The organism is Cupriavidus sp. 96C5-1 (assembly GCF_057798855.1).
In genome coordinates this window covers 90,875-115,500 of sequence record NZ_JBYOJU010000033.1, presented here as the reverse complement: position 1 = coordinate 115,500, position 24,626 = coordinate 90,875, and the positions used below count along the sequence as shown (strand labels likewise).

The following is a 24,626-nucleotide window of genomic DNA, read 5'->3' as shown; positions in this document are numbered from 1 at the left end:
TGGAGCCGACACTCATGCGCGAGGCAGGCCATATGGGCCGCTTGCCCGCTGTCGTGCGAGCCCATTGATACTTTACCGAGAAAAAAATGAACGGGAATCCGATCCGTTTCGATACCCAGCATGTCTTGAAGCTGTTGCCGCACCGCTATCCCTGGCTGTTGATCGATCGCGTGCTTGCTTTGGAGCCGCGCAAGGCCGTAACCGCGCTCAAGAATGTGACTGTCAACGAACCCTATTTCGTTGGCCATTATCCGGGAAGCCCCGTGATGCCTGGCGTGCTATGCATAGAGGCACTGCTGCAGACCGCCATGATCCTGGTATCTGTCGAAGGGGAAACTGGCATCGAGAGTAACTTGCATAGGGTGATTGAGATCGAAAGGGCGCGCTTCAGGCGATCGGTCTACCCTGGGGATCAACTGCTTATCCATGTCGAACTCAAGCATGATCGGGACGGAGTCTGCCGGTTCCAAGGTTCGGCCACGGTGGACGGCGCCATCGCCGTCGAGGCAAAGATTTCCCTGACGCGTAGCAAGAAGGATCTCTGCTGCTGAGCAACGAGCCCGCAACGCTACGGCAATCACCACTGCCGCTGGCTGCCATCATCCCTCGCAGCTTGAAAGTGCTGTCGCGCCCTCTCTCGCACACAATCGCCAGCTAGCACCTCTTGGATGTGCTACCCAATCTTGGCGGACGTGCACGCAATCGCCACGGCAAGCTCCTAGCGCGCCGTCGCGAAGCCGGGCTTGGTCTGCGACGACGTCCGCGAAGATCCTATGGCGTCGACGCCGGTGTCGACGAGCTTTCCCATCCCTCCTACTTCGCCATTCGGTGCTTTTCCGCTCAGTATGGGCGCTGGCTAGCCGTCCATACAGTGCCTATTTCCGCAAGTTCACGCACGTCCGCCAAAGCATCTGCAATCTCCATTTCCCGACATCATGGCACCCATAGGCTGGCCTATGTCCGCAAGGATTGCCGCAGGGGCGCGTTGACGGATGCAGTGGACGGGAGCGGGGGGCGTCCATTATAGCGACGGGCTGGCGGCCTGGAAGGCTGCTGAAGAAGGGTAAGCGAACTGTGCACGGGCCGGGACCACCCTCGCTCCGACCTTGGTAAAACAGGAAGCGAAGCGCGACGGCAACAATGCTGCTGCGTGTATTGGAGCACCGGCATGCAATCCGCCGCCGCCGCGCAGCCGCGCGAATAGAATTCGCGCCTCCTCGATGCGCCGAAGGCTCCTGCAGCTCCGATCAACGTGGGCCAGATCGGTCCGAGATCAAGTCCTCGACGCGACCGTCACACAAAGCGCGGAAGACCCATCATTACTACATAAACCTCACGTCAAACGCGTTTTATGCAAAAAGAACCGCAGTGAGATGGCAGTGATCGTTTTGATCTGAATCAAAGCCGATGGTCATTCCAACCCGAATCAACGCTGTCCTCCAAAAACTGGTAGCTCACAACGGCACCGCGATCTCCTATAGTCTCGCCCACTCTGACGAAAGGGAATGACGTGAAATTCGTAGCGGCGACTTTAACGCTCCTATCCATCCACATGGGTGACGAACATTTACCGCTATTGCCGTGAGGTGTTCGCCAAGAAGCCGACCTGTGGCCTGTCGTGCCAGGACGGCTTTAAGCGCGACGAATTCTCGGTGACGTCGTCGTAAGGACCCTGGGAGTCGTCGCACCTCTTGGCGCTCAATCCGTGGTCGAGCTGGCGGGGCACCGAAAAAGCGTAGGCGCGCCACGCGTTCAGGTTGACAAGAAAGGTCATTTCGGTGGCGAGGAAGCCTGTTCGAGATGGGAAGAGAATTCCTGTTGTTGTTTTGATCGTCAATATATGAAGAGCCACAGTCAATGAATAACGCATTTGAATTCAACCAACCGGTCGCAATCGTCAGCGGGGGCTCGAGGGGCATCGGACGGGCTGCATGCGCGGCCTTGGCCGAAGCAGGTTACGCAATTTCCTATTGTTACCGCTCGCCAGGCGAAGCTGCGCTCGAGACGAAGGCCAGCATCGAGGCAATAGGAATGCCTTGCCTCGCGCTGCAATGCGATGTCTCCGACGCCGGAGAATGCGACACGTATTTCAAGACGACACTGAAACACTTCGGGCGGGTCGATGTGCTCGTCAACTGCGCGGGAATCACGCGCGACGCTAGCCTGCTATCGATGAGATTCGAAGATTGGAGCGATGTGCTGAACACGAATCTGACGGGCACATTCAATCTTTGCCGATCCGCCGCGTTTCATTTTATCAAGAGAAAATCCGGCACGATCATCAATATTGCCTCGGTGGCCGGGGTGTTTGGTAACGCGGGGCAGACGAACTATTCTGCGTCGAAAGCCGGCATCATCGGCTTCACCAAGGCCTTGGCCAAGGAGGTAGCGTTGCATGGCGTTCGCGCCAATGTAGTGGCGCCGGGCTACATTGAAACTGATATGACCTTGGATCTGGGCGAGAAGATCAAGACGGCGATGCTCGAGCGCATTCCGCTGAAACGTTTCGGTCGCCCCGAGGAGATCGGCGCGATGATCCGCTTCCTTGCTTCCCCGGACGCCGCATACATCACTGGGCAGGTCTTCCAGGTCGATGGCGGAATCATCATTTGATGCCACACGCGTTTCCCTCCCGGAAGATCAGATCATGAACCTGTTCCCCAACTCGGCTGCCGGCATGCGCTTGCACGATCAGGCCCACGCGCTGTCCGAACGGCATTGGGTTTTCATCTGGCATTTTTCCCAGACCGATGCCGTGTTCGACGGGCACTTTCCGCATCAACCAGTGCTTGCCGGAGTGTTCCTGATGGAAATGGCGCAACGTGCCATGGCGCATGCGGTGCTGGCGACGGATGGCCGGGCCGTCCGTCTACGGCGGGTGAGTCATCTGCGTTTCTTCAACGCAGTGTTTCCAGGGGAGACCTGTGCGCTTACCGTGACATGGGAGTCGGCCGCAGGTGATGATGGGCGAATCGTGGCCGAAGTACGCTTCGCCAAGGGAAGGACGAAGGTGGCCGCTGGGCTGCTGGAGTTGGCAGTCGTCGCGGAGCAGGTGTCGGCGAATGAAAGGGAGGGCGCAGATGCGGTTTGAGCCCATGGAGATCCTGCGTCAAATGCCGCATCGAAATCCGATGCTGCTGGTGGACGCGGTGGAATTGGGAAGCGATCCGGCCACGGCGCGCGCCTTCAAGAACATCACCTTCAGCGAACCCTGCTATCGCAGCGCCGACGCCGCGCAGCGTGCCGATCAACTCGCTTATCCGGTATCCCTGCTGGTGGAATCGTTCGGGCAGACGGCCGGCGTGCTGTTGGCGCGGCGCGGCTTCCTCGTTGCGGGCGACACCAGTCGCGCCGTCGTGTTTGGCGAATTCTCGGACATTGAGTTTCTCGGCGACGCCTTCCCCGGCGACCGATTGCAGCATCAGATCAGGCTCGATTTCATCGGCACCAGGCTGGTGAACCTGTCTGGGAGGACGGAAGTCGATGGCAGGCCGATAGCCACTTACACGAACCTGAAAGCGATCCTGGTGGACGTCACAGATCTTGCGAGGAATCCATGAGCGACGCCGTCAGACCGGATAGCGTGCGACATGGCCGGGCGGATGGCCGTGCGCGCGCTATTGACATCTATATCATCGGCCTGGGTGCGGTATCGCCGCTCGGGCACGGCGTCGCGGAACTCTGGCAAGCATTGTTCCGGCCGCCGCCGGCGCCTGCGCGCAACGCCATTGCCGGATTTCCTGATGGGGATGCTTCTTGGCGTCACGCCTATGCTCGCCCGGGAGAACTGCCATCGGCGCCCGGCGAAGCGCTCGGAACCTTCGAGAAAATGGCGCTGTCGGCAATTGAAGAGGCCTGCGCTGACTGCGAGTGCATGGACGACGGCCTGGCCGCGCTGCTGGATGAAGACTTGATAGTCGGGATGGCGATCGGCACTGCGGCGGGCGACTCCGAGCGCGCAGAGGCGCGTCGTCTCGCCGGCGGGTTGGACCGCTTGGCTGACTGCAATCCATATCGCGTGGCGGATGATCTGCCGAGGCGCACCGGTCTTCCGCTGAGTGGTCCGGTGTTGACCATCGCCAACGCATGCGCGGCGTCGCTGTACGCGCTGACCGAGGCAGCCGATCTGATCCGTGTCGGCGCGGCCGACGTCATGCTGGTGGTGGGGGCCGACTTGCTATCCCGCGTCACGCAAGCGGGATTCCAGAAGATGACGGCGCTTGACCCAGACCGTTGCCGGCCGTTCGACACCGAGCGCAATGGAACGGTCCTGGGCGAGGGCGCCGCGGCGCTGGTCCTGGCATCGGCCGAGGTCGTGGCTCGCTTGCCGCGATCGCCATACTGTCGACTGCTGGCATCCGGAACCAGTTGCGACGCTTTTCATCCCACGGCGCCGCAGCCGCAGGGGCGCGATATCCGCGGTGCGGTGAATCGCGCGCTGACGCACGCGGGTCTGGATGCGCGACAGATCGGCTTGGTCGTGCCGCATGGCACGGGTACGCCGATAAACGACCGAATCGAGGGCGAGATGCTGGGCGAGACGTTTGGCGCGGCGGCGGCGGCCTTGCAGGTCATGCCGATCAAGGCTCATCTCGGCCACAGCGCCGGTGCGTCCGGCGCGTTCTCGGTGCTGGCCGCGGCGAAGGCACTGGCCAGCAGACGCGTTCCGCCCGTCCTGTATCTGCGAGAGCTCGACCCGATGGTGCCGCTATGCCTGCACGCGGAGGCCGCCGATCTGCGGACCACCGCATGCGACGATCCTCCCCGGGCATTGGTGAGTGCCTACGGCTTCGGCGGCAACAATCTTTCGGTGGTGCTGGAGGGCATGTGCGATGGCTGATGCCTTCCTGACCGCCTTGACTACGCTCACGCCGAGGTTGCGCAGCGACTGGTTGCACGACGCTGGCATGCCGATGCGGCTACCGTTCCCGGGCCGACCCGTGGCTAACCTTGCCGCGATGGACCCATGGTTCGACGCCGCACGCGACCTGCCTGGGGTCAAGCATCGCTATCTGAACAACACCACGCGCTACGGACTGGCAGCGACGTTGGCCTGCCTGCGCATGTCCGGAAATACCCATTGGCGTGATGCGGACGAAGAGCGGCGCGGGGTGTATCTCGGCACCGCCGTGGCCGACTATGCGGTGCGCCGGCAGGTCGACCAGGCGGTGCTGGCGGCAGGCGCCAAGGCGCTCAACACGGTGTCCGCGCCGAATATCTCGGCCAACATCGCCGCCGCGCATCTAGCTATCGCCAGCCGCAGTCGTGCATTTGCCACAACCCTGCCATCGCCGCTGCTGGCGGGATTCGAGGGCCTGTACTTGGCCGTGCAGGCCTTGCAGATGGGCCGGATCGATACGGCGCTGTCGATTGCCGCAGAGGAAACGGTCTCCGACGCGGACGGCGCACAGGTCATGCCAGGTGCCGTGGTGTTGCAATTGCACTCGGGACATTCCGGCGGCGGCCGTCGCATCGCGGCGACAGCATGGGGTTCGCTGGATGATCCTGCCCTCGCCGCACGCGGCAGTACGGGCCGCCTGCTGAAGCAGGCAGGCGCGTTCGCGGGCATCGCGCAGCTCGTTGTGCTTCGCGATGCGTCGGAGACCGGCGCGGCTTGCGCCACCTGCTGGCTGCGCTGGCTGAACGCCGCTGGTATGTCCACTTCTTCCCGTGTCGAACTCGCGTTCAGCAGCATCGGTGCGGTCGAACCGCTGCTTTGGGCCGCATATTGGCTGACGCAGGATCGTCCAATCCTGTTGATCGCCATTCATCAACGCCGCTACCTGGCATTTTTATCCACTCCCTGAAGTCTTGTATATCGCCATGAACAAACTCGTCAGCAAAGAAGAACACCTGTCCCTGATCAAGCAGATCGTGTCGGACATCCTGGAGATCGAGCCGGCCGAGATGACGCCGGAAAGCCTATTCAAGGAAGACCACGATGCCGACTCGCTGCGCGCGATTGAGATCCTGGCCAGCCTGGAGAAGGCCTTCGGCGTCGAGATTCCGCAAGAGGCGCTGGCCAGAATGGTCAACCTGCAAGGCGTCTACCAGGTCGTGCAGGAAGCCGCCGGCTGGGAAAGCTGAGCGCGCTTGAGCCGATCTAGATACTGCAGGACCGTCAACCCATCATCCGTATGAATCCTCCCGCGCCACGGGAGCTATCCGATTAGGAGTCGAAGATGAACAAACTCGTCAGCAAAGAAGAACACCTGTCCCTGATCAAGCAGATCGTGTCGGACATCCTGGAGATCGAGCCGGCCGAGATGACGCTGGAAAGCCTATTCAAGGAAGACCACGATGCCGACTCGCTGCGCGCGATTGAGATCCTGGCCAGCCTGGAGAAGGCTTTCGGCGTCGAGATTCCGCAAGAGGCGCTAGCCCGAATGGTCAACCTGCAAGGCGTCTACCGGGTCGTACAGGAAGCCGCCGGTTGGTCGGAATAAGGAGTGATGACCGAAGATAAAAACAGGGCGAAAGGGAGAGCGTTCATGCGAAGAGTCGTCGTAACGGGCATCGGCGCCGTCACGAGTGTCGGCCTGGGTGTCGAGGCATTTGCCAAAGCCATGCGCGATGGGGTTTCGGGTGTCTCGGAGATTACCTCGTTCGATACTGCGGGCTTCGCCACGAACAAGGGGTGTGAAGTACGTGGTTTCGAGCCGCAGCAGTGGGTTCATCGGCTCAACCCGGCCTCGCTTGGTCGCAGCGCGCAATTTGCCGTGGCAGCCGCGGTCATGGCGGTCAAGGATGCTGCGATCGACCGGAAACAACTTTCCGCAGGGCGATGCGGCGTCTCGATCGGTACCACCGATGGCGAATCGCAGGTCATCGACCGCCTGACCGAACAAGCGGTCCGCGGCGGCTATGCATCGATCTCCTACGATCTGATTCGACAGGTGCCGTCGCACCACATCTCCTTCGCCATCTCCCGTGAGCTGGAACTCGACGGTGGCGCCGTGACCATTCCGACGGCCTGCTCGGCGGGGAACTACGCCATCGGTTATGCCTACGACAGCATCAGCCTGGGCGATACCGACTTCATGCTATGCGGCGGCGCCGACTCGATATGCCGCAAGACGTTCGCGGGGTTCTATCGCCTCGGCACGATCGCGCCAGAGGTCTGCCAGCCGTTTGACAGTGCCCGCAAGGGCATCCTGACGGGGGAGGGCGCTGGCGTGATACTGCTGGAGTCGCTCGACAGCGCCTTGGCGCGCGGCGCGCGCATCTATGCCGAAGTGCTGGGCTACGGCCTGACCTGCGATGCGGACCACATGGTGGCGCCCAACAAGTCCAGTATCGCGCGCTGCATCCGTCTGGCGCACAAGAACGCGGGCATCTCGGCGAACGATGTCGACTATGTCTGCGCGCATGGCACTGGCACGGTGGCCAATGACATCACGGAGGCCGGCGCGATCCATGAGGTGTTCGGCGAGCGCATGCCGCCAGTATCGTCGATCAAATCGATGATAGGCCACACCATGGGCGCGGCCAGCGCGCTGGCGAGCATCGCCTGTGCGGTCGCTGTCGAGGAAGGCTTCATTCCGCCGACGATCAATCACCGCGAAACCGACCCCAGCTGCGATCTGGATTGCGTGCCGAACCGGTCGCGCGAGGCGGAGCTGCGCATCGTCCAGAACAACGGCTTCGCCTTCGGCGGCAACAACGCCATCACCGTCTACGCGCGCTACGCACATTGAAAGGAATTCAATCATGGCATCACTAGGGATTGCCGTAGCGGGCTGGGAAGCGATCTCATCGCTGGGCATTGGCGCCAAAGCGTTCAATCAGGCCGAAACCCCGCTCTCCGAGGAAGCGGACGGGCATCCAATACATGACGCGGACGCAGCGTTTCCGCGCGACGTCGACTATCGGCCAGCCCACTTCAAGGTGGCCGCGCTGCTCGGCGGCAAGGGTATCCGCACCATGGACCGCACCACGGCGCTGGCGGTGTGCACGGCCAAGCTGCTGCACGAGCGCCGCCCGCCGATTGGTGACGAATCAGCATCGGAACGGGTCGGATTTGTGATCGGAACCAGCACCGGAAGTATTCGCAGTACCAGCGATTTCACCCGCGATTCGCTGGTGCAAGATCGCCCGTTCCTCGTGAACCCCGCACTGTTTCCCAACACGGTGATGAACTGCGCGGCTGGGCAGTGTGGCATTTGGTTCAAGGCGCGCTGCATCAACGCCACCATCTCCGGCGGTCGGCTGTCTGGCCTGCTGGCGATCAAGTACGCCGCGCAGATGTTGCGCCGGCACTATGCCGATACGTTGTTCACCGGCAGTGTGGAGGAGCTGTGCCCGCAGACCGCGTGGGCACACCGGATGCTGATCGAAAAGGGGCGCCGCCACGCGGTGCCGCTGGGCGAGGGTTGCGCCATGTTCACGTTGGAGCGCGCCGCCGACATGCAGGCGAGAGGCGAGACGCCGCTGGCGGAGATTGTCGCGCTGCAGTATGGCCGCTACTTCGATCCGCCAGACGGCGGCGAGGCCGACCAGGTCGAAGGAATTTCGGCATGCCTGGCGGAGGCGGTCGCGCAATGCGGAGTCGCGGCAGGCGACGTCGCCGTTTGCAGCTTGTGCGGCGCCGCGGACGTTGGCAGCCGGGAAGCCGAGTTGCGCGCGGTCACACAGGTATTCGGCTCGAACGTACGCGTCCACTGCGATGACCTGACCGAGTCAATGGGTGACACCTACAGCGCCACCTTCTCCCTGGCGCTTGGCCGCCTGCTGGTGAGCTTGAGGGACGGTGCGGACCGGCCGCGCATCGGGATCGCGCTGGTCAGCGGCGATGACGGGCATGTCGGCTGCCTCGTGGTGCGCGCCTGATGCTTAGGCCACCATTCCTGCGAAACTTTGGAGAAAGGGTATGAAACTAGCCGTTACCGGTTCGGCGATGGTGACCAGTGTCGGGGAGGACAAGCACCGCTCGTTCGAGGCGCTCTGTGCAGGTCAGTCCGGCAGAAAGCCGCTGCAATCGTTCGACGCCGACAGGTTCAACGTCAGCTATGCCTACGAGATCGCCGACCGTCCGAACCGGCAGGATCGCGTGTTGCGGGCTTCGGAAATGCTGGCGAAGGCGGTTGCTGCCGCGGTCGAGGAGGCACGCCTGTCAGTAAGGGACGCCGCGATCGGCATCATCGTTGGCACTGGCCTGCGTGAGCTGCGCTCGCTGGAGTTGTTCTGGACGACGGGTGAGCCGCTGACCATCGACCAGCTTCACTTCGAGCGGATACTGAACGAAACATTGGGCAGCGCACTGCCGGTCATCACGGTGTCGAATGCGTGCTCCGCGTCGAGCTTCGCATTGGCGCTCGCCGAAGACTTTATCAGCGATGGCACGTTCAGCCACGTGATCGTTGGCGGTTGCGACGCGATTACTGAAAGCATGTTCGGTCTGCTGGATCGCGTGAATCCGCTGCACCCGGACCGGGTCCAGCCATTCGAACGAGACCGTAAGGGTGTGCTGATGGGCGACGGTGCGGCTGCAGTGGTGGTGGAAAGTGTGGAGCGTGCCGCCGCGCGCCAAGCCGACCTGCTTGCCGTCGTGCGTAGCGTAGGCACCAGTTGCGATGCCATTCATGAAACGGCTCCCGACACGGGCGGCCTCGTCCGCGCAATTCGGGACGCCTATGCACGAGGCGGCGTGGCGGCCAATGAAGTCGATCTGGCGATGGTGCATGGCACCGGTACCAGCCTGAACGACGAGGCGGAGGCCCAGGCCATGCACGAAGCGATGGGCGAGGCGGCCAATGCGGTGCGCGTCTCGGCGCTTAAGTCGATGACCGGGCACACCTCCGGCGCATCCGGACTGGTGGGTGTGGTGACGGCGATCGAAGCGCTGAACAACGGCGTGGTGCCGCCCACGATCGGGCTGGTGAACGTCATGGACGGGGCACGCACAATGAACTTCGTCCGCGAAGGATGGAATTCACTTTTCAGCGGAACGATTGCGCAGGTCAACGCCTTCGGCTTCGGTGGCGTCAACGCGGTGGTGATCCTGGAGAAAGAGGCATGAGTACGAACCGCGCACCGATCGCGATTACCGGTTTCGGCTGGGAGATCCCCACCTTTGGCGTTCAGCCGTCGCTGACGGAGGCGTTGCAGCACGCACAGGTGGACAACCCCGTGTTTTCCCCCGAATTGACGCTGGGCAAGAAGGGATTGCGCTACAAGGAGCGCTCAACATTGATGGCCATGTGCGCGGCAAAGCTGGCGCTGCAGCATGCCGGTCTGGTCGATGATGCCAGTCGGAAGCTCGATGACCCGGGCTTCGGTGTCGCTGTGGCGTCGAATACGGGCAATCTGGATACGGTCTGCCGCGCAGCGGAAACGATCCGGCGGGAGCATGTGAACGCGACCAGCTCGATGGATCTGCCGAACGCGTCGAGCAACATCGTCGCTTCAACGATCGCTATCCGATTCGGCCTGAAGGCGTTGAATCTGATGATCTGCTCCGGGGCATCGGCATCGCTGGATGCACTGATCGTCGCGGCCAACGCGATTCGCAACGGCCGGGCCCAGCGGATGCTGGTGGCCACGGTGGAATCCGGCGGCAGCGCGCTTTGCAGCTTGCTGGCCGGGGGGCGGCAGGAGCTGGACGAGGCGGAGGCGCCGTTGCTCGAAGGCGCGGGCGCCGTCGTGCTCGAGGCTCGCGACTATGCGCTAGACCGTGGCGCCATCATTCACGGCTATCTGTCGGATCACATGTACGCTCATGCGGATGCGCACGACGCACAGCCCGCGAGCGACTGGTTTGCACGCCAGCAGAGCAAGTCCATATATCTGCCAGGTGGATCCTTTCTTTCCCGAATGGCGAGTGGGCACGATCAGGTGATCGACCTGGGCGGGCCGATCACCCGTTCGTATGGTTCGGCGGCATTGCTTCAGCTCATACATGCGTGCGAGCAGCTGCGCGGCGCCGCGCCGGTCAGGGGCTTCGAGCCCGCCGGGGACGGTGTTGTGATCGTGGGCGGCGGCAACTGGATGGATCGTCGCGGCGGGGCTGTGGTGGTCGATGCCCCTGGGCGCGCCGATGGGACGGCGCGATGAGAGATGGTACCTGCCATATTCACGGCTTCGAGGTCACCGCGCGCGTCTATGGCCCGGACGACGACGCGCCCGTGGTGGTGCTGGTCCACGGCATGATGGAGCCGCCGGAAGTCTGGAGCGGTGTGCTGGCACGGTTGCGCGACCGCTACCGCTGCGTGGTGCTGGATTTGCCGTGGAATGGCCGGCAGGGCGGATTCTGGGGGGAGATCCTGCGCTCGGAAGACTGGTTGCGCGAGGCGCTCGACGCCTTCCAACTGCAGCCCGATGCCTGGGTCGCCCATTCCTTCGGTGCGAGTACCGTGCTGGCACTGCTGGCGCGGGATGCTGCGTTCGACCGTGTGCCGGTGGCGCTGATCTCGCCTTTCTACAAGGTCTCGCCGCAGGACGTGACATGGCCCTTGTTCCAACGCTATGTCAACGAATTTACCGACTTCGTCGAGCTGAGCATCCGCCTGCGCAGGCGCCGCGCGGCGCTAGATCCAGACGTTCTGCGCCGCATGACCGAAGCCGCGCGCGATAGCTTCGGCTGCTATGTATGGATGAACTTCTGGCAACTATTCGCCCGCATGCCGTTCCTGCCGTTGCGCCATCTGACGCAGCCTGTGCTGGTACTGAGCGGTGATGAGGACTTCTCTTCGCCGCTGGCCGATGCGCAGGCGCTGCGTGCCGCATTGCCGAACGCAGCGTTAGAGGTGCATCGCGGATGCGGTCATTTCTTGCTCAGTTGTCGCGAGCAGGAAAGCGCCGTCGCGATCGATCGATTTCTGGTCCGCACATGCCAGGCGCCTGAGGTGTTCTCCGCTGCGGCCTAGCCGGACCATGTCCAACCCGTTTTGTTCAATCATCCTTAATAGGAAACCACATACCATGAATGATGTGACCGCCACCTACCAGATCGCGATGGAACGCACGACCCATTTGGTCAAGCCTCGTTTCGAGGGATCGAATATCTGCACCTGGATCGGCTTCAAGCACGTGATGTATTGCGTCGAAGAGGCCGTTCTGGAGCATTTCCGAACCCAGGGATTGTCGCCGCGCCCGCTCTACGAGGAGAGCGGTCTCTGCCTCGAAATCGTCAACTCGAACGTGCGAATCCTGCACGCGCTGCATATGGACGACAGCGTCAGCATCCACGTTATCCCGAAGACCAAGCCGGCCGATACGGAAATGGTGATGGGCATCGAGCTGATGGTGAATCGCGACGGCAAGGAGATCAAGGCGCTGACCGGCACGGTCAACGTCATCTTCCGGCTCGATGACAGCGTCGTCACCGCGCACGCCGGCACGGCCCGGCACGATGCGCGCATCGAACGCTACACGGTCTCGCGCATCCAGCGTGGCGAACGCAAGTCGATCGACGGCCTGAACTTGACTCGGGAACCCGGCGTGGTGCCGCCGGACGTGCTGGCCGCGCTGGGCGCGGACCAGACCAATTCCTTTGTCTGGAAGTGGCACGTGCCGTATTTCTACTGCCATTTCAACGACCGCATGCAGCATTCCGGCTATCTGCGATTGATGGAGGAGGTGCTGGATCTGTTCGTCGCCGACCGCGGCATATCGATCCGCACGTTGCTCGAGAACAAGAAGTGGATTCCGGTCGTGCCGGCCGCCAATCTGCAGATGATCGACGAAGCCATGATGGAGGAGACCATCTACACGGTATTCACGGTCGAGGACATCTGCAAGGACACTACCTACAAGTCTCGGATGGACTGCTATGTGGAACGGCATGGCCGCCTTGTGCACACAGCTACCGGCCATATTACCCACGGTTACGCGGTAGTGAACAGTCGCCGCGACTGGTCACTGGTGCAGTTCGATGCCGAAGTCGTCGCCGCCATCCGCGGGGACAAACGGCTTGGCAAATGAGGGGACTCCTTACGTGCCCGGACGGTTCGCGAACGGCACCGCCGGGTGTCGCGCGCGCGCCGGATTCCGATCAAAGCACGATGCATATGTCCGAGCCGGTCTTCTATTTTTCCCTGCGCAGCCCGTACTCCTGGCTGGCGATCCACGACCTGAAGACGCGATATCCGAAGTTGCTGGAGCGGCTTGCGCTAAAGCCGTTCTGGGAGCCTGACGAAGAGCTCCGGGGAGCGTTGGGCAAGCATGGCGAAGCGTTCTTATACACCGCCATGTCCAAGGAGAAGCACCTCTACATCTTGATGGATGTCAGGCGTCTGGCACGCAAGCGCGGCCTGACGATCGCCTGGCCTCAGGACAAGTCGCCGCGCTGGGAGGTGCCGCATCTGGCCTACTTCGTCGCCGAGCGGGCGGGCAAGGCACTGGAGTTCATCGAGGCCGTCAAGGATATGCGATGGAAGCTCGGCCGTGATATCTGCGATCCCGGAGCGATGCAGGAGGTGGGCTGCGTGCTCGGCCTGGACCCGATCGAACTGCGCGATGCACATCTGGATCCGCAGATCCGCGCCGAGGGCCTGCAAGCCCTGCGCGCGTGCATCCGCGCCGGCGTGTTCGGCGTACCGTTCTTCACGGCCGGACGGGAGAAATTCTGGGGCATCGATCGTTTGCACGAGTTCGCCGGTAGCGTCGGGCAGGAGGCCGCGCCCGTTGAAATGCCCACCGCGATGACGGGCAGCGCCCTGCTGGACCACGCCGGAGGCTGCGGATGAACACCGTCTCGAACGCACGCCCGGGGACGGGTGAGTCGCCGCTGATGCTGCTGGTGGAATCCCGCTCGCCTTGGGAGTCCGGCGACGTTGGGGATTTTCTCGATATGGCGCGCTGCCTGCTTGCCAGCGGCAACGCGGTGCATCTGCACCTGATCCAGAACGGCGTGCTCTGGCTGCGACGCGACGCCAACGCGCTCCAGATGCTACGGAGCGACTCTGCCGGGCGTGTGCGGATCTCGTGCGATGAATTCTCTCTGGCGCAGCGTGGAATCCCGCTCGATCTGGCGCAGCAGCATGGCGACGTGTGGGCCACCGACGCGCTGGTGGCCGAGATGGCGGGCCGAGGCGTCAAGACCATATGGCATTCGTGAGCGGGAGCCCCTAATCCAATGATCCAAACGCATCTAACCGATACCCGGGCGGTCTGCGATGACGAATCGTCATGCGCGCCTCGGGAGTCCGTTGGCGGACGCCCCAGCTTCTTCTTCGGCATGATGGGTACGCCGTTTCAGACGGACACCGTGACGTCGCTGTTCCGCATGGTCGAGTCCGCGCTGCGGCAGGGCCACAATGTCACGGTATGGAACTGCGGGCACGCGACAGGCCTTTCGCAGAGCACGCTGGTCCGGCCTCGGGATTTCTTCGCGGCGAGAGATGCCGGAGACATCAATCCGACTACTGCGGAGCTGATCCAGGCCCTGTTCCGCCGTTACCCGGGTAGCGGCCAGCTCGAATGGCTGGTGTGCCGCTACTGCATGGAAGAACGTGGAACGACCGCTCAGATTCCGGAGATCAAGGTGAAGATTCCCTTCTCATTCCAGCACTACCTCAGTGCCGCCGATGTGTCTCTCGTACTGGGGGTCAAATCGTGAGCGCAGGAGCGAAGACGAAGAGCGCCGGGAAGGCGGGCGGGCCGCGCAAGGGCCGCTCCAAGAGTTCGCTGACCATCATCGAGCGCGCCTACCGCGGCGGCCTGGAGGAGCAGTACGGCCATATCCTTTGGCTGACCCGGATCATGAAGGCGATGGGTGCACCAACCGCGCTGCTGCTGAAGGGAGATACCGTGAACTTCGCCCTCCGCGAGCAACCCAGGCTGGTACTGCGGATCGGCGATGCGAACGTGAGCGGTCTCTCCCACCACGAAAGCGGAGTGGTGGCACTGCTCGAAGCCGGCGTTCCGTTGTACGCCTGGCATGCCGACATCGAACGCTTGCATCTTGCTGCGGATGACTTGCTGCCAGGCGTCTCGGTGCTGCACGAGGCGGAATTGTCGCCCTTGATGAACCAATTCGATTGCGTCTGGTACTGGTAACCGTTATGAACACGACACTGCAACTTCCAACTAAGGCCCGGGACGCCGCTGTCGGCAGCGAAATCCACGACCACTTTCTGGTCAGCGGGACCGACATCTTCGCGCTTGGGCACTATCCGGGCAATCCGATCTATCCGGGGGTCTTGATCGCAGAGCGGCTTTGCCGCCTGGCCGAGACGCTGCTGCATGGCGAGACCGGCGAAGTCATGTCGGTGGATGCCATCAAACGCATCCAGTATCTCGATGCGGTGCTGCCGGGAGACCGTGTCGAGCTATCCGCCAGCCTCAGAACGATCACGGAGTCCGGGATGGAAATAAGCGCGACGGCCCGCGTCGGAGACAAGCTCAAGGCACGGGCGACCCTGCGCTGCATCGCAAGGGGCAAGGCCGCCGCCGACGGGGGCGAGGCACAACGATTGGATCCGGGCGGGAAGGCCGGCAGGGCGATGAGCCATCGGCAGATAGCAGGCGTGCTGCCACATCGCTACCCGTTCCTGCTGTTGGACACCATTGAGGACTATGAACCGGGCGCCTGGATCCGCGCCCGCAAGGTGGTGAACCGGGCATCGCCACTATTCCTCGAGCAGCCGCCGCCGTGGTATCCGCAAGGCCTGATCATCGAATCGATCGGGCAGGCCGGTATCGCCCTGTTCTTCATGTCGCGGGACGCGTCGGAGCCCCAAGACATTGTGCTGGGCTCGGTTGGCGATACGACCCTGCAGCACCACGTTCCGTTCGACGTGGCGCTGACTATCGAGGCCAGGATCGACCGCATGCTGCAGAACGGCGTCGTGTTCAGTGGTGAAGCGCGAATCGGGAACCAAATCGTCACTCGGGTTGGCAGTCTGGTTGCCATGATCGATCCGCGCTGATCCCGGCCAGACCAGCGCCTTAATGGGCCCTCCGGGTCCTTCTAGTCCCAATCATTCAGGACAACTGCTATGCGTATCGAAGGCATTTCGTTTCTTCCGGCCTCGCGGAAGATGAGCAACGCCGATGTGCTCGAGGAAGTGAGAAAGAACAGCGCCCAGCGCTTCGAAGGCGATCTCGACAAGGCGCTCAACTACATCAAGTGGATGCTCGATGGCACCTCGATTGAGAGCCGCTACTGGTTCGCCGACGATGAGCGCCCGCTGGATCTGATGGTGAGGGCCTGCCGCGACGCGATGAATCAGGCGGAATGCGGGCCCGAGGACATTGACCTGCTGATCTACACCGGAAACTGCCGGGGGTTCATCGAGCCGGGGGATTCCTACTTCGTTGCCAATGCCCTGGGCATGGACCGGGTGGACTGCTTTGACGTTCTGGACGCCTGCATGGCGTGGACCCGGGCCTGCGACATTGCGCAGAGCCACTTCGTGTCCGGACGTTACAAGCGCGCGCTGATAGTCAACGCCGAGTCGTATTTCGTACCGGGTGGAGTCGCCTATCCCAGCAACTTCCAGCTCACGAATCTGCGCGACATCGCCTACTGTTTCTCCGCCTACTGCGGCGGCGATGGCGCATCGGCGACGATCCTGTCGGCGGACGATGACAACCGCTGGTTCTTCAAGTACCTGTCGGTGAAGACCGGGGTCGATCTATGCACTATTCCGCTAGGCGGTTACGAGAAACGTTCGCCGCCGAGCAACAAGATTGGTCTGAACGGCATCGGTGCGTTTACATCCTTCAGCTCGCAGGTGTTCAACTACTCTGCCTATATGGAGGAAAGCCTGCGGCTACTCACGCCATACCGCGACCAGATCAAGATGGTCTTCCCGCACACCGGTGGATCGGTGCCTGCTTACCAGAAATGGGCGGATACCTGCGGTTTCGGCGACCGTATGCGCTACATTTTTCCGCAGTACGGAAACGTCGGCTCGGCGTCGATCCCGGCAGCGATCGCCGTGCACGCCAGCAACGGCGAACTGCAGCGCGGTGACCGGATCGGGTTCTGGGTCGGCAGTTCAGGCATGTCCTTCGTTGCCTCGACGTTCCATTTCTGATCCGCTCGCCAGCATACTCACCACTACGGAGCTTCACGATGATTGCAGGTATTTCCCTGGTGCCGGTCGGATTATGGAATGCGGCCGCCTATTACATCAAGTCTGCGGGCAAGCCGCAGGCGGCCCGAGACCAGCTCCTGGGCAAGCGCATCGTCAGCTTCTGCACTGCGATGGGACCGCTGTATGTGAAGTTCGGTCAGATCATGTCGACGCGTTCCGATGCCTTCAGCGAGGAGACCATCAAGGAGCTGCAGCGTTTGCAGGACGATGTGCCGGCGACTTCGCAAGCAGAGGTGCGCCGCGTCCTGCGCGACGAATTCGGTGACGGGTACGAGAGCATCTTCGCCGAGTTCAACTACACGCCGCTGGCCAGCGCATCGATCGCGCAGGTTCACGAGGCCCGTCTCAAGACGGGGGAGCGGGTAGCGGTCAAGATTGTCAAGCACAATGTGCCGCGCCGCCTGCAGGCCAACCTCAACTTCCTGGGTGGCATGGTTGGCCTGATGCATGCGCTGGTGCGGCCGATTCGGCATTTCAACGGCCCGGCGCGGATCGCCGAGCTGCGCAATCTGCTGCTGCCGCAGCTCGACATGCGGCAGGAAGCACGCAATATAGAGAACGTTGGCAGAAATTTCGCCAATCATCCCTTTGTCGTTATTCCCAAGGTGTATGGCGAATACACCCGGAACAGCGTGCTGGTAATGGAGTTTGTCGACGGCATACCGGGCAAGCACTTCCATAAGGTTGACCTGCCGCGACCGCAGTTGTCGCGGCGCCTGCAGGATGCCGTCTACACCATGCTCTACATGCACGGCGTGGCGCATGGTGATCCGCATCCGGGCAACGTCAAGTTTACGCAGGATGGCAAGATCGTCTTTCTCGATTTCGGCATCACCGTCTACGTCACCGAGGCGGAAAAATGGGGACTGGCGTCGTTCTTCTTTGCATCGATCCGGCAGGAATGGGATCTGGCGACGGAGCGATTCCTGACGTACTTCGTGCTGAAGAAGGAGCGTGCCAAGGACTATGGCCGCTTCTTCGGAGAGGTGAAGGCGGTGATCTACCGATATTTCTTCGAGATCGCCGACGAATGGAAGACGGCCGATTTCTTCCGCGACGTCACCGCTGTTCTGAAGAAGCACGGCGCGGAGTACACGCCGAACTTCACCAAGGTCGAACTGACGTTGGCGTCCTGCGAAGGCTTCGGCACGCAGATCGACCCTGATATCGACGTTTGGGAGAACTCCCGCCGCTTCTCGGACCGCTACTCGCCGTACATGAACGAGGACGTGCGGCAACGGTTCGACGACCATTTCAAGCGCGAGACTCCGCAGGCGCTCGCAATGCGCAGCGATGCCGAGCGTTTCATGATCGCGTCGATTCATATGAACCGCTACTTCTTCCCCTGCACCTATCCGATGTTCGCGCAGAAAGGGCAGGGGTGCCGGATCGAGGATGTCGACGGCCATTCGTACATCGATTTGACGGGCGGCTACGGGCCGCACATTCTCGGCTACGCGCATCCCGAGATCGTCAAGGCGCAGCAGGCGCTGGTAGCAGATGGAAGCCTGAATGCGATGGGCAACCGCTCCGAGGTGGAGCTTGCGCGCCTGCTGGTGTCGGCGTTCCCCGGGGCTCACTATGCCTGTTTGTCCAACTCGGGTACGGAGGCGGTCATACATGCGCTGCGGATCTGCCGGGCTTATCGCCGGCGGGGCAAGGTCGCCAAGTGCGAGGGCCATTATCACGGCTTCTCCGACCAGGCGATGGTCAGTTCCTGGTTCCAGCAACGGGGCCCGCTCGAGCGTCCCGAACCGGTAGCCGGCTGCCCGGGGACGCCGCAATCGACGGTGGACAACACGATCGTGCTGCAGTACGGCCACCCGGAAAGCCTGAAGATCGTACGCGAGCGCGCGGAGGAGATCGATTGCGTCATCCTGGAGCCGCTGCCTTTCTCGATGGGGCGCCTGGATGTCGATTTCCTGCGGCAGATGCGCGCCTTGTGCACGGAATTGGATATTCCCCTGGTCTTCGACGAAGTCGTCAGTGGTTTCCGTGTGTGCTATGGCGGTGCGCAGATCCTGGCCGGCGTCGTGCCGGATCTGACCGTGCTTGGGAAGATCATTGGCGGTGGTATGCCGTGCGGCGCGGTGGTTGGTTCGAAGAAGCTGATGGAGATCGCGCGAAGCACCACCGATCCGTTCCGTGACTATGAAACCCGCGTGTTCCTCGGCGGCACGATGAGCGGAAACTCGCTGTCTGCTGGCTCTGGGGTCGCGATGCTGAACTACCTGAAGGCACATCCGGAGGTCTATACCTCGTTGCACGAGCATACCGAATGGCTGCGTACGCGCCTGGTAGAGATTGCGCAAAGACTGCAGGTACCCGCCAGGATCAAGGCGGTCCGCTCGATCTTCACGGTCAGCTTCTCGCATCGCGAAACCCGTTTCTATCGCGAGATCCAGGGGGGCAGCGACTACAAGTCAAGCATTGCGCTGGCGTACTACATGCGCAAGCAGGGCATATATATGCCGGAGCTTCATTTCCTCGCACTGTCGTATGCGCATACGCGAGAGGATCTGGAGATCGTCTGCGATGCGTTCGAGAAGTCACTGGGTGAGATGAAGGCGGATGGATTCTTCGTCAACTAATGGTACGCCCTGCGTATGTCTCGAGTATTTGGCAATCAACCAGAAGGGCATGAATCCGGTGGCTTTGGTGAACATGGAAAGAAAACGGAGGGACTGCGTCTCCGACGCTACGAGGAAACAAGGCGGTGGGGAGAGGCAGTCGCGCACCGAGTGCAAGGGCGGTGCTTTTCCCTATGCGATCGGCGAGGTCTATCTCGCGGCGTTGCCTGAATTGCGGGAGGTCGAAATCGAGGACATCGCCCCAGCCGCCTCGGCAGTGAAGATCAAGCGCGAGGGATGGATGGATCTGGCCGCGCTCCGCGATGTCGTCAAGGCGAAGCTTGGGCGAGCGGAGTACTCCGGTGGCTTGCTTGGCAATCAGCGCAAGGTGGTGCGCGAGATTTGAGCAAGGCAGGTTCTTCGGTGGCGCATGTCTCGATAGGCTGGCGCCGCCATCAGATTTTGGAATGACAGGCAAGGGAAGATTATGGTGAAGTATGCAGACTGGATTATCCGCTGGCGATGGTGGGTCATCGCCGGCTCGGTATTGGTGACCCTGGCATTCTGTGCGGGTCTGGATAAAGTCAGGTTTAGCGGCGACTACCGGGACTTCTTCAACAGGAACGATCCGCAGTTGAAGGCTTACGAGCTGGTGCAGAACGCGTATTCGAACGACAGCACTGCCTTGGTGGTGTTCGCCCCTAAGGGGGGGACGGTGTTCGAGCCGCGCACGCTCGAGGCCATCCACCGGTTCACCGAGGCTGCGTGGACGTTTCCGTTCGCGCGTCGGGTAGATTCGCTGACCAACTTCCAGCATGCCGAAGTGCGGCAGGATGACCTGGTGGTGCGCAACCTGGTAAAGCACCCGGAGCGACTAGGTCCGGCGGAACTGCAGACGATCTCCAAGATTGCGTTGAATGAACCTTTGCTCGTCAAGAAGCTCGTGTCTCCAAGCGGCCATGTCGCTGGCGTGAGCGTCAGCTTCACCTTGCCCAAGAAGTCTGAGAGCGAGATCCCGACGGCGGTCAAGGCCCTGCGCGAGCAGATCTCGACGATCAAGGCGGACTTCCCGGAACTCCAGATCACCGCGACCGGCAGCCTGTTATTGGACAATGCGTTCGACGAACAGGCACAGGCGGACATCCAGACGCTGACCCCTGTGATGTACCTGTTCATGATGGTGGTGATCTTCTTGTCACTGCGCAGCGTGCTTGGCATGCTGACGACGCTATTGGTGCTGACCTTCTCGGTGCTGGTGGCGATCGGCGCGGCCGGTTTGCTGGACGTCAAGCTCACGGCGGTGTCAGTGACTGTGCCGACCATCCTGATGACGATCGCCGTTGCGAACTGCATGCACATCCTGCTCTACGTCGTGCAGAAGATGGGGGCGGGGGAGAGCCGTCGGGATGCGGTCCATCAGGCGATCACGATCAATCTGCCACTGATCGTTGTCGCATGTGGTACGGACGTGCTTGGCTTCTTCAGTATGATGCTGACCGACGTGCCGCCGATCGCTAACTTTGGCCTGCTCCTGGGTATCGGCTCGATCGCGGTGTTCGTCTTCTCGGTTACCTTGCTTCCTGCACTGGCCGCGGTTCTGCCTCTGAAGGGGCGCCCGGAGTTGCATGAAGGCGGCCTGTGGCTAGGCAAGGCGGTGGTGCGGCTGGTGGATCGGCGTTACTTGATCTTTGGCATCACGCTGTTGATCAATGCGGCCGCTGTCTACTTCGTGCTGCAAAACAAGTTCGAGGACAACTTCGTCAACTACTTTAGCGAGAAAATCGCATTCCGCAGCGATACCGATTTCATCTCACATAACCTGTCGGGCGTTCACGAGGTACTGTACTCCGTGCCTGCGGCGAAGGGGTCATCGGTCTCCTCTCCGGAGTACCTGCGTAATCTGGACAAGTTCTCAACGTGGCTGCGTGCCCAGCCCGAGGTCTTCAATGTCACTTCCTTGAGCGATATCGTCAAGCGCATCAATCGGACGATGAACGGCGGGGACCCGGCCGCATTCCGGGTCCCCGCGGCAGCGGATGCTTCGTCGCAGCTCCTGCTGCTGTTCGAGATGTCGTTGCCGCCCGGGTTGGAACTGAACGACCAGATTCGCATCGATCGCTCTGCCAGCAAGCTGTCGGTAGTGGTCAAGGATATCTCGTCGGCCGAGTTGCTTGCGTTTGACCAGCGCGTCCAGCAATGGGTGGGGCAAAACATGCCGGCTTATATGAAGACGGAAGGCACTGGCCCATCGATCATGTTCTCGCGGATCGGCGAAATGAACGTATCTGGGACGATGGAAGGTTATGTTCTCCAGATCCTTCTGATCTCGGTTGTGATCGGCGTGCTGCTGAAGAGCTTTAAGATGGGGGTGATCTCTCTGATCCCCAACGTGATCCCGAGCCTGCTCGCCTTTGGACTCTGGGGGGCATTGGTCGGTCAGATCGGGCTGTCGGTGTCTGTCGTGGCGGTGCTGACCTACGGGATCATCGTCGACGACACCGTTCACAGCATCTTCAAGTATCACCGCGCCCGATGCGGGCTCGGCATGGAATCGCGGCGGGCGATCGAGTACGTGTACAGCACATCCGCGATCAGCATCTTCGCAACCACGCTAGTGCTCGTGCTGGGGTTCGGCGTACTGATGTTCTCGAACTTCGATCTGAACGCCGATCTCGGCATCATGTCCGGGCTGACGATCGGTATTGCTGCCTTGGTCGATCTGCTGCTGGTGCCGCCGTTGTTGTTCGCGTTCGACAATGAGTGGCAGCAACGCCGCGCGCAGCCGGACGGCAAGATGGCGGTTCCTTCGATCGATTGACGGACGGTTGGCCCGCATCATCGCTAACGCTCACGCTTTTTTTAACTATGCACCCATGAATCCTATGAAACGATTAGTCAAGCTTTGGTCGGCCATTGCCTGCGTCTGCGCGGCGACTGTGGTCGCCGCCTCCAACGACCCGGTACAGCGCGGCTTGCAGATTGCCGAAGAGATGAAGCGCCGTGATAAGAGTTTCCAGAACTACAAGATGAACATGGAAATGGTGCTTCGTGACAAGCAGGGCCAGACCAGCACCCGCCAGATCCGTGGGTCGGTGCTGGAGGTGGATGGCGATGGCGACAAATACCTGATGGTGTTCGATACGCCGGCCGACACGCGTGGCACGGCATTCCTCAGCTACTCCCATTCAACCAAGCCGGACGACCAGTGGCTGTACCTGCCGTCGCTGAAGCGCACCAAGCGGATCGCGTCGGAGAGCAAGGCCGGTTCTTTCATGGGCAGCGAATTCGCATTCGAGGACATGACCTCGCAGGAAGTGCAAAAGTATGACTACAGGTATCACGGCGACGACAAGCTCGGCGATCGGCCGACTTTCAAGCTGGAGCGCGTACCGAAGTATGAGGGGTCCGGATACACGCGCCAGATGGTCTGGGTCGACAGCGAGAACTATGTGCCGTTGAAGATCGAGTTCTACGACCGCCGCAGCGAGTTGCTGAAGACGCTCAAGTTCGACGGCTACAAGCCATACGTCAACAAGTTCTGGAAGGCGGGCAGCATGACGATGGAAAATCACCAGAATGGCAAGTCCACCGTCATCACCTTTTCCAGCTACCAGTTCCGGGCGGGCGTCTCCGAACAGGATTTCGACCCGCAGCGTCTAGAGTATGTCCGTTGACGCGGAGTATGGTCTGGCATTTTTTCCGCTCGCAAGCGGTCGCGCGCGCAACGGGATGGGATTGAGGGAAAGGCGATGTCATTTTGCCTCGCGGCGGCACGGATGCAAGGAGCACGGGGCGCCCTCCGGCACCCGTGGTGGTGCTTGCCTCGCCTGGGTGCTGGCGCTGTGGTCCGGCGCGGCAAGCGCCGACCTGCCGGCGTTGCAGGGATCCGTTGCCGTCGAGACACGCGTGTTTGCCGAATCGCCGGAGGATCCGAACCAGGCGCGCGATACAGCGGCAGTGCTGTTGAATCCGGTCTGGAAGGCGCGTTTCGGCAGCGAGGAAGCCTGGGAGCTGGAAGTGTCTCCCTATGCGCGCATTGATGCACGCGACAAGGCGGCGCGCTACGTGGACCTGCGGGTGGCGAGTCTGGAGTTCCGCGAGCGTAGCCAGATGTTCCGGGTGGGTTTCGACAATGTGTTCTGGGGCGTGGCGGAGTCCAACCATCTGGTCGACATCATCAATCAAGTTGATCCGCGTGCGGATGTCGAACTGGAAGCCAAGCTCGGGCAGCCGATGGTGTCATACACCCGCTTCCTGGACAGCTATGGCCGGGTGGAGGTGTTCTGGCTACCTTACTTCCGTCCTCGGCCGGGGATTGGCGAGAAGGGGCGGCAACGGCTGGAGGTGATCCCCGAGAGCCAGCAGACCCATGGGCTTGGCCGACTTCTTCGCAGCGACGATTGGGCAGTTCGCTGGTCGGGGCAGATCGCCAGTGCCGACGTTGGCCTGTATTTTTTCAAAGGCGTTGGGCGTGAGCCGGACTTCAGCCGGAGCACGGAAGGCGACTACCATGCGACCCGGCAGCTCGGGATGACCCTGCAGCTGCCGCAGGGCAGCATGCTGTGGAAGCTGGAGGCATTGCGGCGTTCTGGGCAAGGCAGGACTTTCAACGCCTATGTGGCGGGAGGCGAATACACCATTGCGCGCCCGTCGGGCGACCTGGGACTGCTGCTCGAATGGTCGCAGGATTTTCGCGATGGATCGGCGCCACCCTCACGATTCGCCCGCAGCTTGTTTGGCGGGGTCCGGTACCGGGTCAGCGAAAGCGGCGATGGCGAGATCCTGTTTGGAGTTCTGCACGATCTGCGCCACAACACTCGGTCGTATAAGGTCGAGTTCAGCCGCCGCCTGAGCGACCATGTCAAGCTGGGAATGGTGGCGCGCAAGTTCGTTGCACCCGCCGACAGTCCCTTTGCGGCATTGCGGCGGGATGCGAATGTGCAGATGACATTGAGCTGGAGTTTTTGAGATCGGTGCCACGCTTGACGGGCATCGTTGGAAACCTTATCGAAAG

General features: G+C 61.6%; 26 protein-coding genes. 25 read left to right on the top strand and 1 reads right to left on the bottom strand.

Annotated features, from left to right (window positions below):
- The first annotated feature begins 86 nt into the window (after positions 1-86).
- Positions 87-551 carry a 3-hydroxyacyl-ACP dehydratase FabZ gene (gene fabZ / locus AC3FOF_RS29960; RefSeq protein WP_488728664.1) on the top strand — a complete coding sequence of 155 codons (465 nt, stop codon included), beginning with the start codon at positions 87-89 and terminating at the stop codon, positions 549-551.
- 1,022 nt (positions 552-1,573) lie between these two features.
- Here the strand turns inward: fabZ and AC3FOF_RS29955 are convergent.
- Positions 1,574-1,870: a hypothetical protein gene (locus tag AC3FOF_RS29955; protein WP_488728663.1), complete on the bottom strand. Its 297-nt coding sequence runs from the start codon at positions 1,868-1,870 to the stop codon at positions 1,574-1,576.
- Here AC3FOF_RS29955 and fabG point away from each other — a divergent pair.
- From fabG to AC3FOF_RS29835, 24 genes are all read left to right on the top strand, one after another.
- A complete protein-coding gene (fabG, locus tag AC3FOF_RS29950) occupies positions 1,858-2,613 on the top strand; it encodes a 3-oxoacyl-[acyl-carrier-protein] reductase (RefSeq protein WP_276266150.1) in 756 nt (251 codons plus the stop codon). The genes AC3FOF_RS29955 and fabG overlap by 13 nt on opposite strands.
- A 34-nt stretch (positions 2,614-2,647) precedes the next feature.
- Positions 2,648-3,091 carry an ApeI family dehydratase gene (locus tag AC3FOF_RS29945; protein WP_017230184.1) on the top strand — a complete coding sequence of 148 codons (444 nt, stop codon included), beginning with the start codon at positions 2,648-2,650 and terminating at the stop codon, positions 3,089-3,091.
- 4 nt (positions 3,092-3,095) lie between these two features.
- Positions 3,096-3,560, top strand: a complete 465-nt coding sequence (locus AC3FOF_RS29940) for a 3-hydroxyacyl-ACP dehydratase FabZ family protein (protein WP_017230183.1) — start codon at positions 3,096-3,098, stop codon at positions 3,558-3,560.
- Complete coding sequence (locus tag AC3FOF_RS29935; RefSeq protein ID WP_017230182.1) at positions 3,557-4,840, top strand: beta-ketoacyl synthase N-terminal-like domain-containing protein; 1,284 nt, start codon at positions 3,557-3,559, stop codon at positions 4,838-4,840. The genes AC3FOF_RS29940 and AC3FOF_RS29935 overlap by 4 nt, the downstream gene beginning before the upstream one ends.
- Positions 4,833-5,807, top strand: coding sequence for a beta-ketoacyl synthase N-terminal-like domain-containing protein (locus AC3FOF_RS29930; RefSeq protein WP_276266152.1), 975 nt, complete (start codon positions 4,833-4,835; stop codon positions 5,805-5,807). Before AC3FOF_RS29935 ends, AC3FOF_RS29930 begins: the two co-directional genes overlap by 8 nt.
- A gap of 16 nt (positions 5,808-5,823) precedes the next feature.
- On the top strand, positions 5,824-6,087 hold the full coding sequence (locus AC3FOF_RS29925; RefSeq protein ID WP_276266153.1) for an acyl carrier protein: 264 nt from the start codon (positions 5,824-5,826) through the stop codon (positions 6,085-6,087).
- A gap of 95 nt (positions 6,088-6,182) precedes the next feature.
- Positions 6,183-6,446, top strand: coding sequence for an acyl carrier protein (locus AC3FOF_RS29920; protein WP_017230179.1), 264 nt, complete (start codon positions 6,183-6,185; stop codon positions 6,444-6,446).
- 6 nt (positions 6,447-6,452) lie between these two features.
- A complete protein-coding gene (locus AC3FOF_RS29915; RefSeq protein WP_488728662.1) occupies positions 6,453-7,697 on the top strand; it encodes a beta-ketoacyl-[acyl-carrier-protein] synthase family protein in 1,245 nt (414 codons plus the stop codon).
- 190 nt (positions 7,698-7,887) lie between these two features.
- Positions 7,888-8,829 carry a beta-ketoacyl synthase N-terminal-like domain-containing protein gene (locus AC3FOF_RS29910; RefSeq protein ID WP_488728661.1) on the top strand — a complete coding sequence of 314 codons (942 nt, stop codon included), beginning with the start codon at positions 7,888-7,890 and terminating at the stop codon, positions 8,827-8,829.
- A 40-nt stretch (positions 8,830-8,869) separates the two neighbouring features.
- Complete coding sequence (locus AC3FOF_RS29905) at positions 8,870-10,018, top strand: beta-ketoacyl-[acyl-carrier-protein] synthase family protein (protein ID WP_488728660.1); 1,149 nt, start codon at positions 8,870-8,872, stop codon at positions 10,016-10,018.
- On the top strand, positions 10,015-11,052 hold the full coding sequence (locus AC3FOF_RS29900; RefSeq protein WP_488728659.1) for a beta-ketoacyl synthase N-terminal-like domain-containing protein: 1,038 nt from the start codon (positions 10,015-10,017) through the stop codon (positions 11,050-11,052). Before AC3FOF_RS29905 ends, AC3FOF_RS29900 begins: the two co-directional genes overlap by 4 nt.
- Positions 11,049-11,864 (top strand): alpha/beta fold hydrolase, encoded by an 816-nt coding sequence (locus AC3FOF_RS29895; RefSeq protein ID WP_488728658.1) that lies wholly within the window; start codon positions 11,049-11,051, stop codon positions 11,862-11,864. The genes AC3FOF_RS29900 and AC3FOF_RS29895 overlap by 4 nt, the downstream gene beginning before the upstream one ends.
- A gap of 7 nt (positions 11,865-11,871) precedes the next feature.
- Positions 11,872-12,921: a hypothetical protein gene (locus tag AC3FOF_RS29890; RefSeq protein WP_488728657.1), complete on the top strand. Its 1,050-nt coding sequence runs from the start codon at positions 11,872-11,874 to the stop codon at positions 12,919-12,921.
- Positions 12,922-13,001: 80 nt separating this feature from the next.
- The gene (locus AC3FOF_RS29885; protein ID WP_488728656.1) at positions 13,002-13,685 is read left to right on the top strand and encodes a 2-hydroxychromene-2-carboxylate isomerase; all 684 of its coding nucleotides are present in this window, start codon (positions 13,002-13,004) and stop codon (positions 13,683-13,685) included.
- Positions 13,682-14,056, top strand: a complete 375-nt coding sequence (locus AC3FOF_RS29880) for a hypothetical protein (RefSeq protein WP_017230171.1) — start codon at positions 13,682-13,684, stop codon at positions 14,054-14,056. The genes AC3FOF_RS29885 and AC3FOF_RS29880 overlap by 4 nt, the downstream gene beginning before the upstream one ends.
- Positions 14,057-14,074: 18 nt before the next feature.
- Positions 14,075-14,557: a DsrE family protein gene (locus tag AC3FOF_RS29875; RefSeq protein ID WP_488728655.1), complete on the top strand. Its 483-nt coding sequence runs from the start codon at positions 14,075-14,077 to the stop codon at positions 14,555-14,557.
- Entirely contained in the window at positions 14,554-14,997 is a 444-nt protein-coding gene (locus AC3FOF_RS29870; protein WP_017230169.1) for a DsrE family protein, read from the top strand. Before AC3FOF_RS29875 ends, AC3FOF_RS29870 begins: the two co-directional genes overlap by 4 nt.
- A gap of 5 nt (positions 14,998-15,002) precedes the next feature.
- Positions 15,003-15,869: an ApeI family dehydratase gene (locus AC3FOF_RS29865; RefSeq protein ID WP_488728654.1), complete on the top strand. Its 867-nt coding sequence runs from the start codon at positions 15,003-15,005 to the stop codon at positions 15,867-15,869.
- A gap of 69 nt (positions 15,870-15,938) precedes the next feature.
- Positions 15,939-16,982 carry a 3-oxoacyl-[acyl-carrier-protein] synthase III C-terminal domain-containing protein gene (locus AC3FOF_RS29860; RefSeq protein ID WP_488728653.1) on the top strand — a complete coding sequence of 348 codons (1,044 nt, stop codon included), beginning with the start codon at positions 15,939-15,941 and terminating at the stop codon, positions 16,980-16,982.
- A 38-nt stretch (positions 16,983-17,020) separates the two neighbouring features.
- Complete coding sequence (locus tag AC3FOF_RS29855; protein ID WP_488728652.1) at positions 17,021-19,633, top strand: aminotransferase class III-fold pyridoxal phosphate-dependent enzyme; 2,613 nt, start codon at positions 17,021-17,023, stop codon at positions 19,631-19,633.
- Between the two features lie 28 nt (positions 19,634-19,661).
- Positions 19,662-20,018, top strand: a complete 357-nt coding sequence (locus AC3FOF_RS29850) for a hypothetical protein (protein WP_488728651.1) — start codon at positions 19,662-19,664, stop codon at positions 20,016-20,018.
- Between the two features lie 81 nt (positions 20,019-20,099).
- Complete coding sequence (locus AC3FOF_RS29845) at positions 20,100-22,430, top strand: efflux RND transporter permease subunit (protein ID WP_488728650.1); 2,331 nt, start codon at positions 20,100-20,102, stop codon at positions 22,428-22,430.
- Complete coding sequence (locus AC3FOF_RS29840) at positions 22,369-23,286, top strand: outer membrane lipoprotein-sorting protein (RefSeq protein ID WP_488728649.1); 918 nt, start codon at positions 22,369-22,371, stop codon at positions 23,284-23,286. The genes AC3FOF_RS29845 and AC3FOF_RS29840 overlap by 62 nt, the downstream gene beginning before the upstream one ends.
- The gene (locus AC3FOF_RS29835) at positions 23,276-24,580 is read left to right on the top strand and encodes a hypothetical protein (RefSeq protein WP_488728648.1); all 1,305 of its coding nucleotides are present in this window, start codon (positions 23,276-23,278) and stop codon (positions 24,578-24,580) included. Before AC3FOF_RS29840 ends, AC3FOF_RS29835 begins: the two co-directional genes overlap by 11 nt.
- The last annotated feature ends 46 nt before the right edge of the window (positions 24,581-24,626 follow it).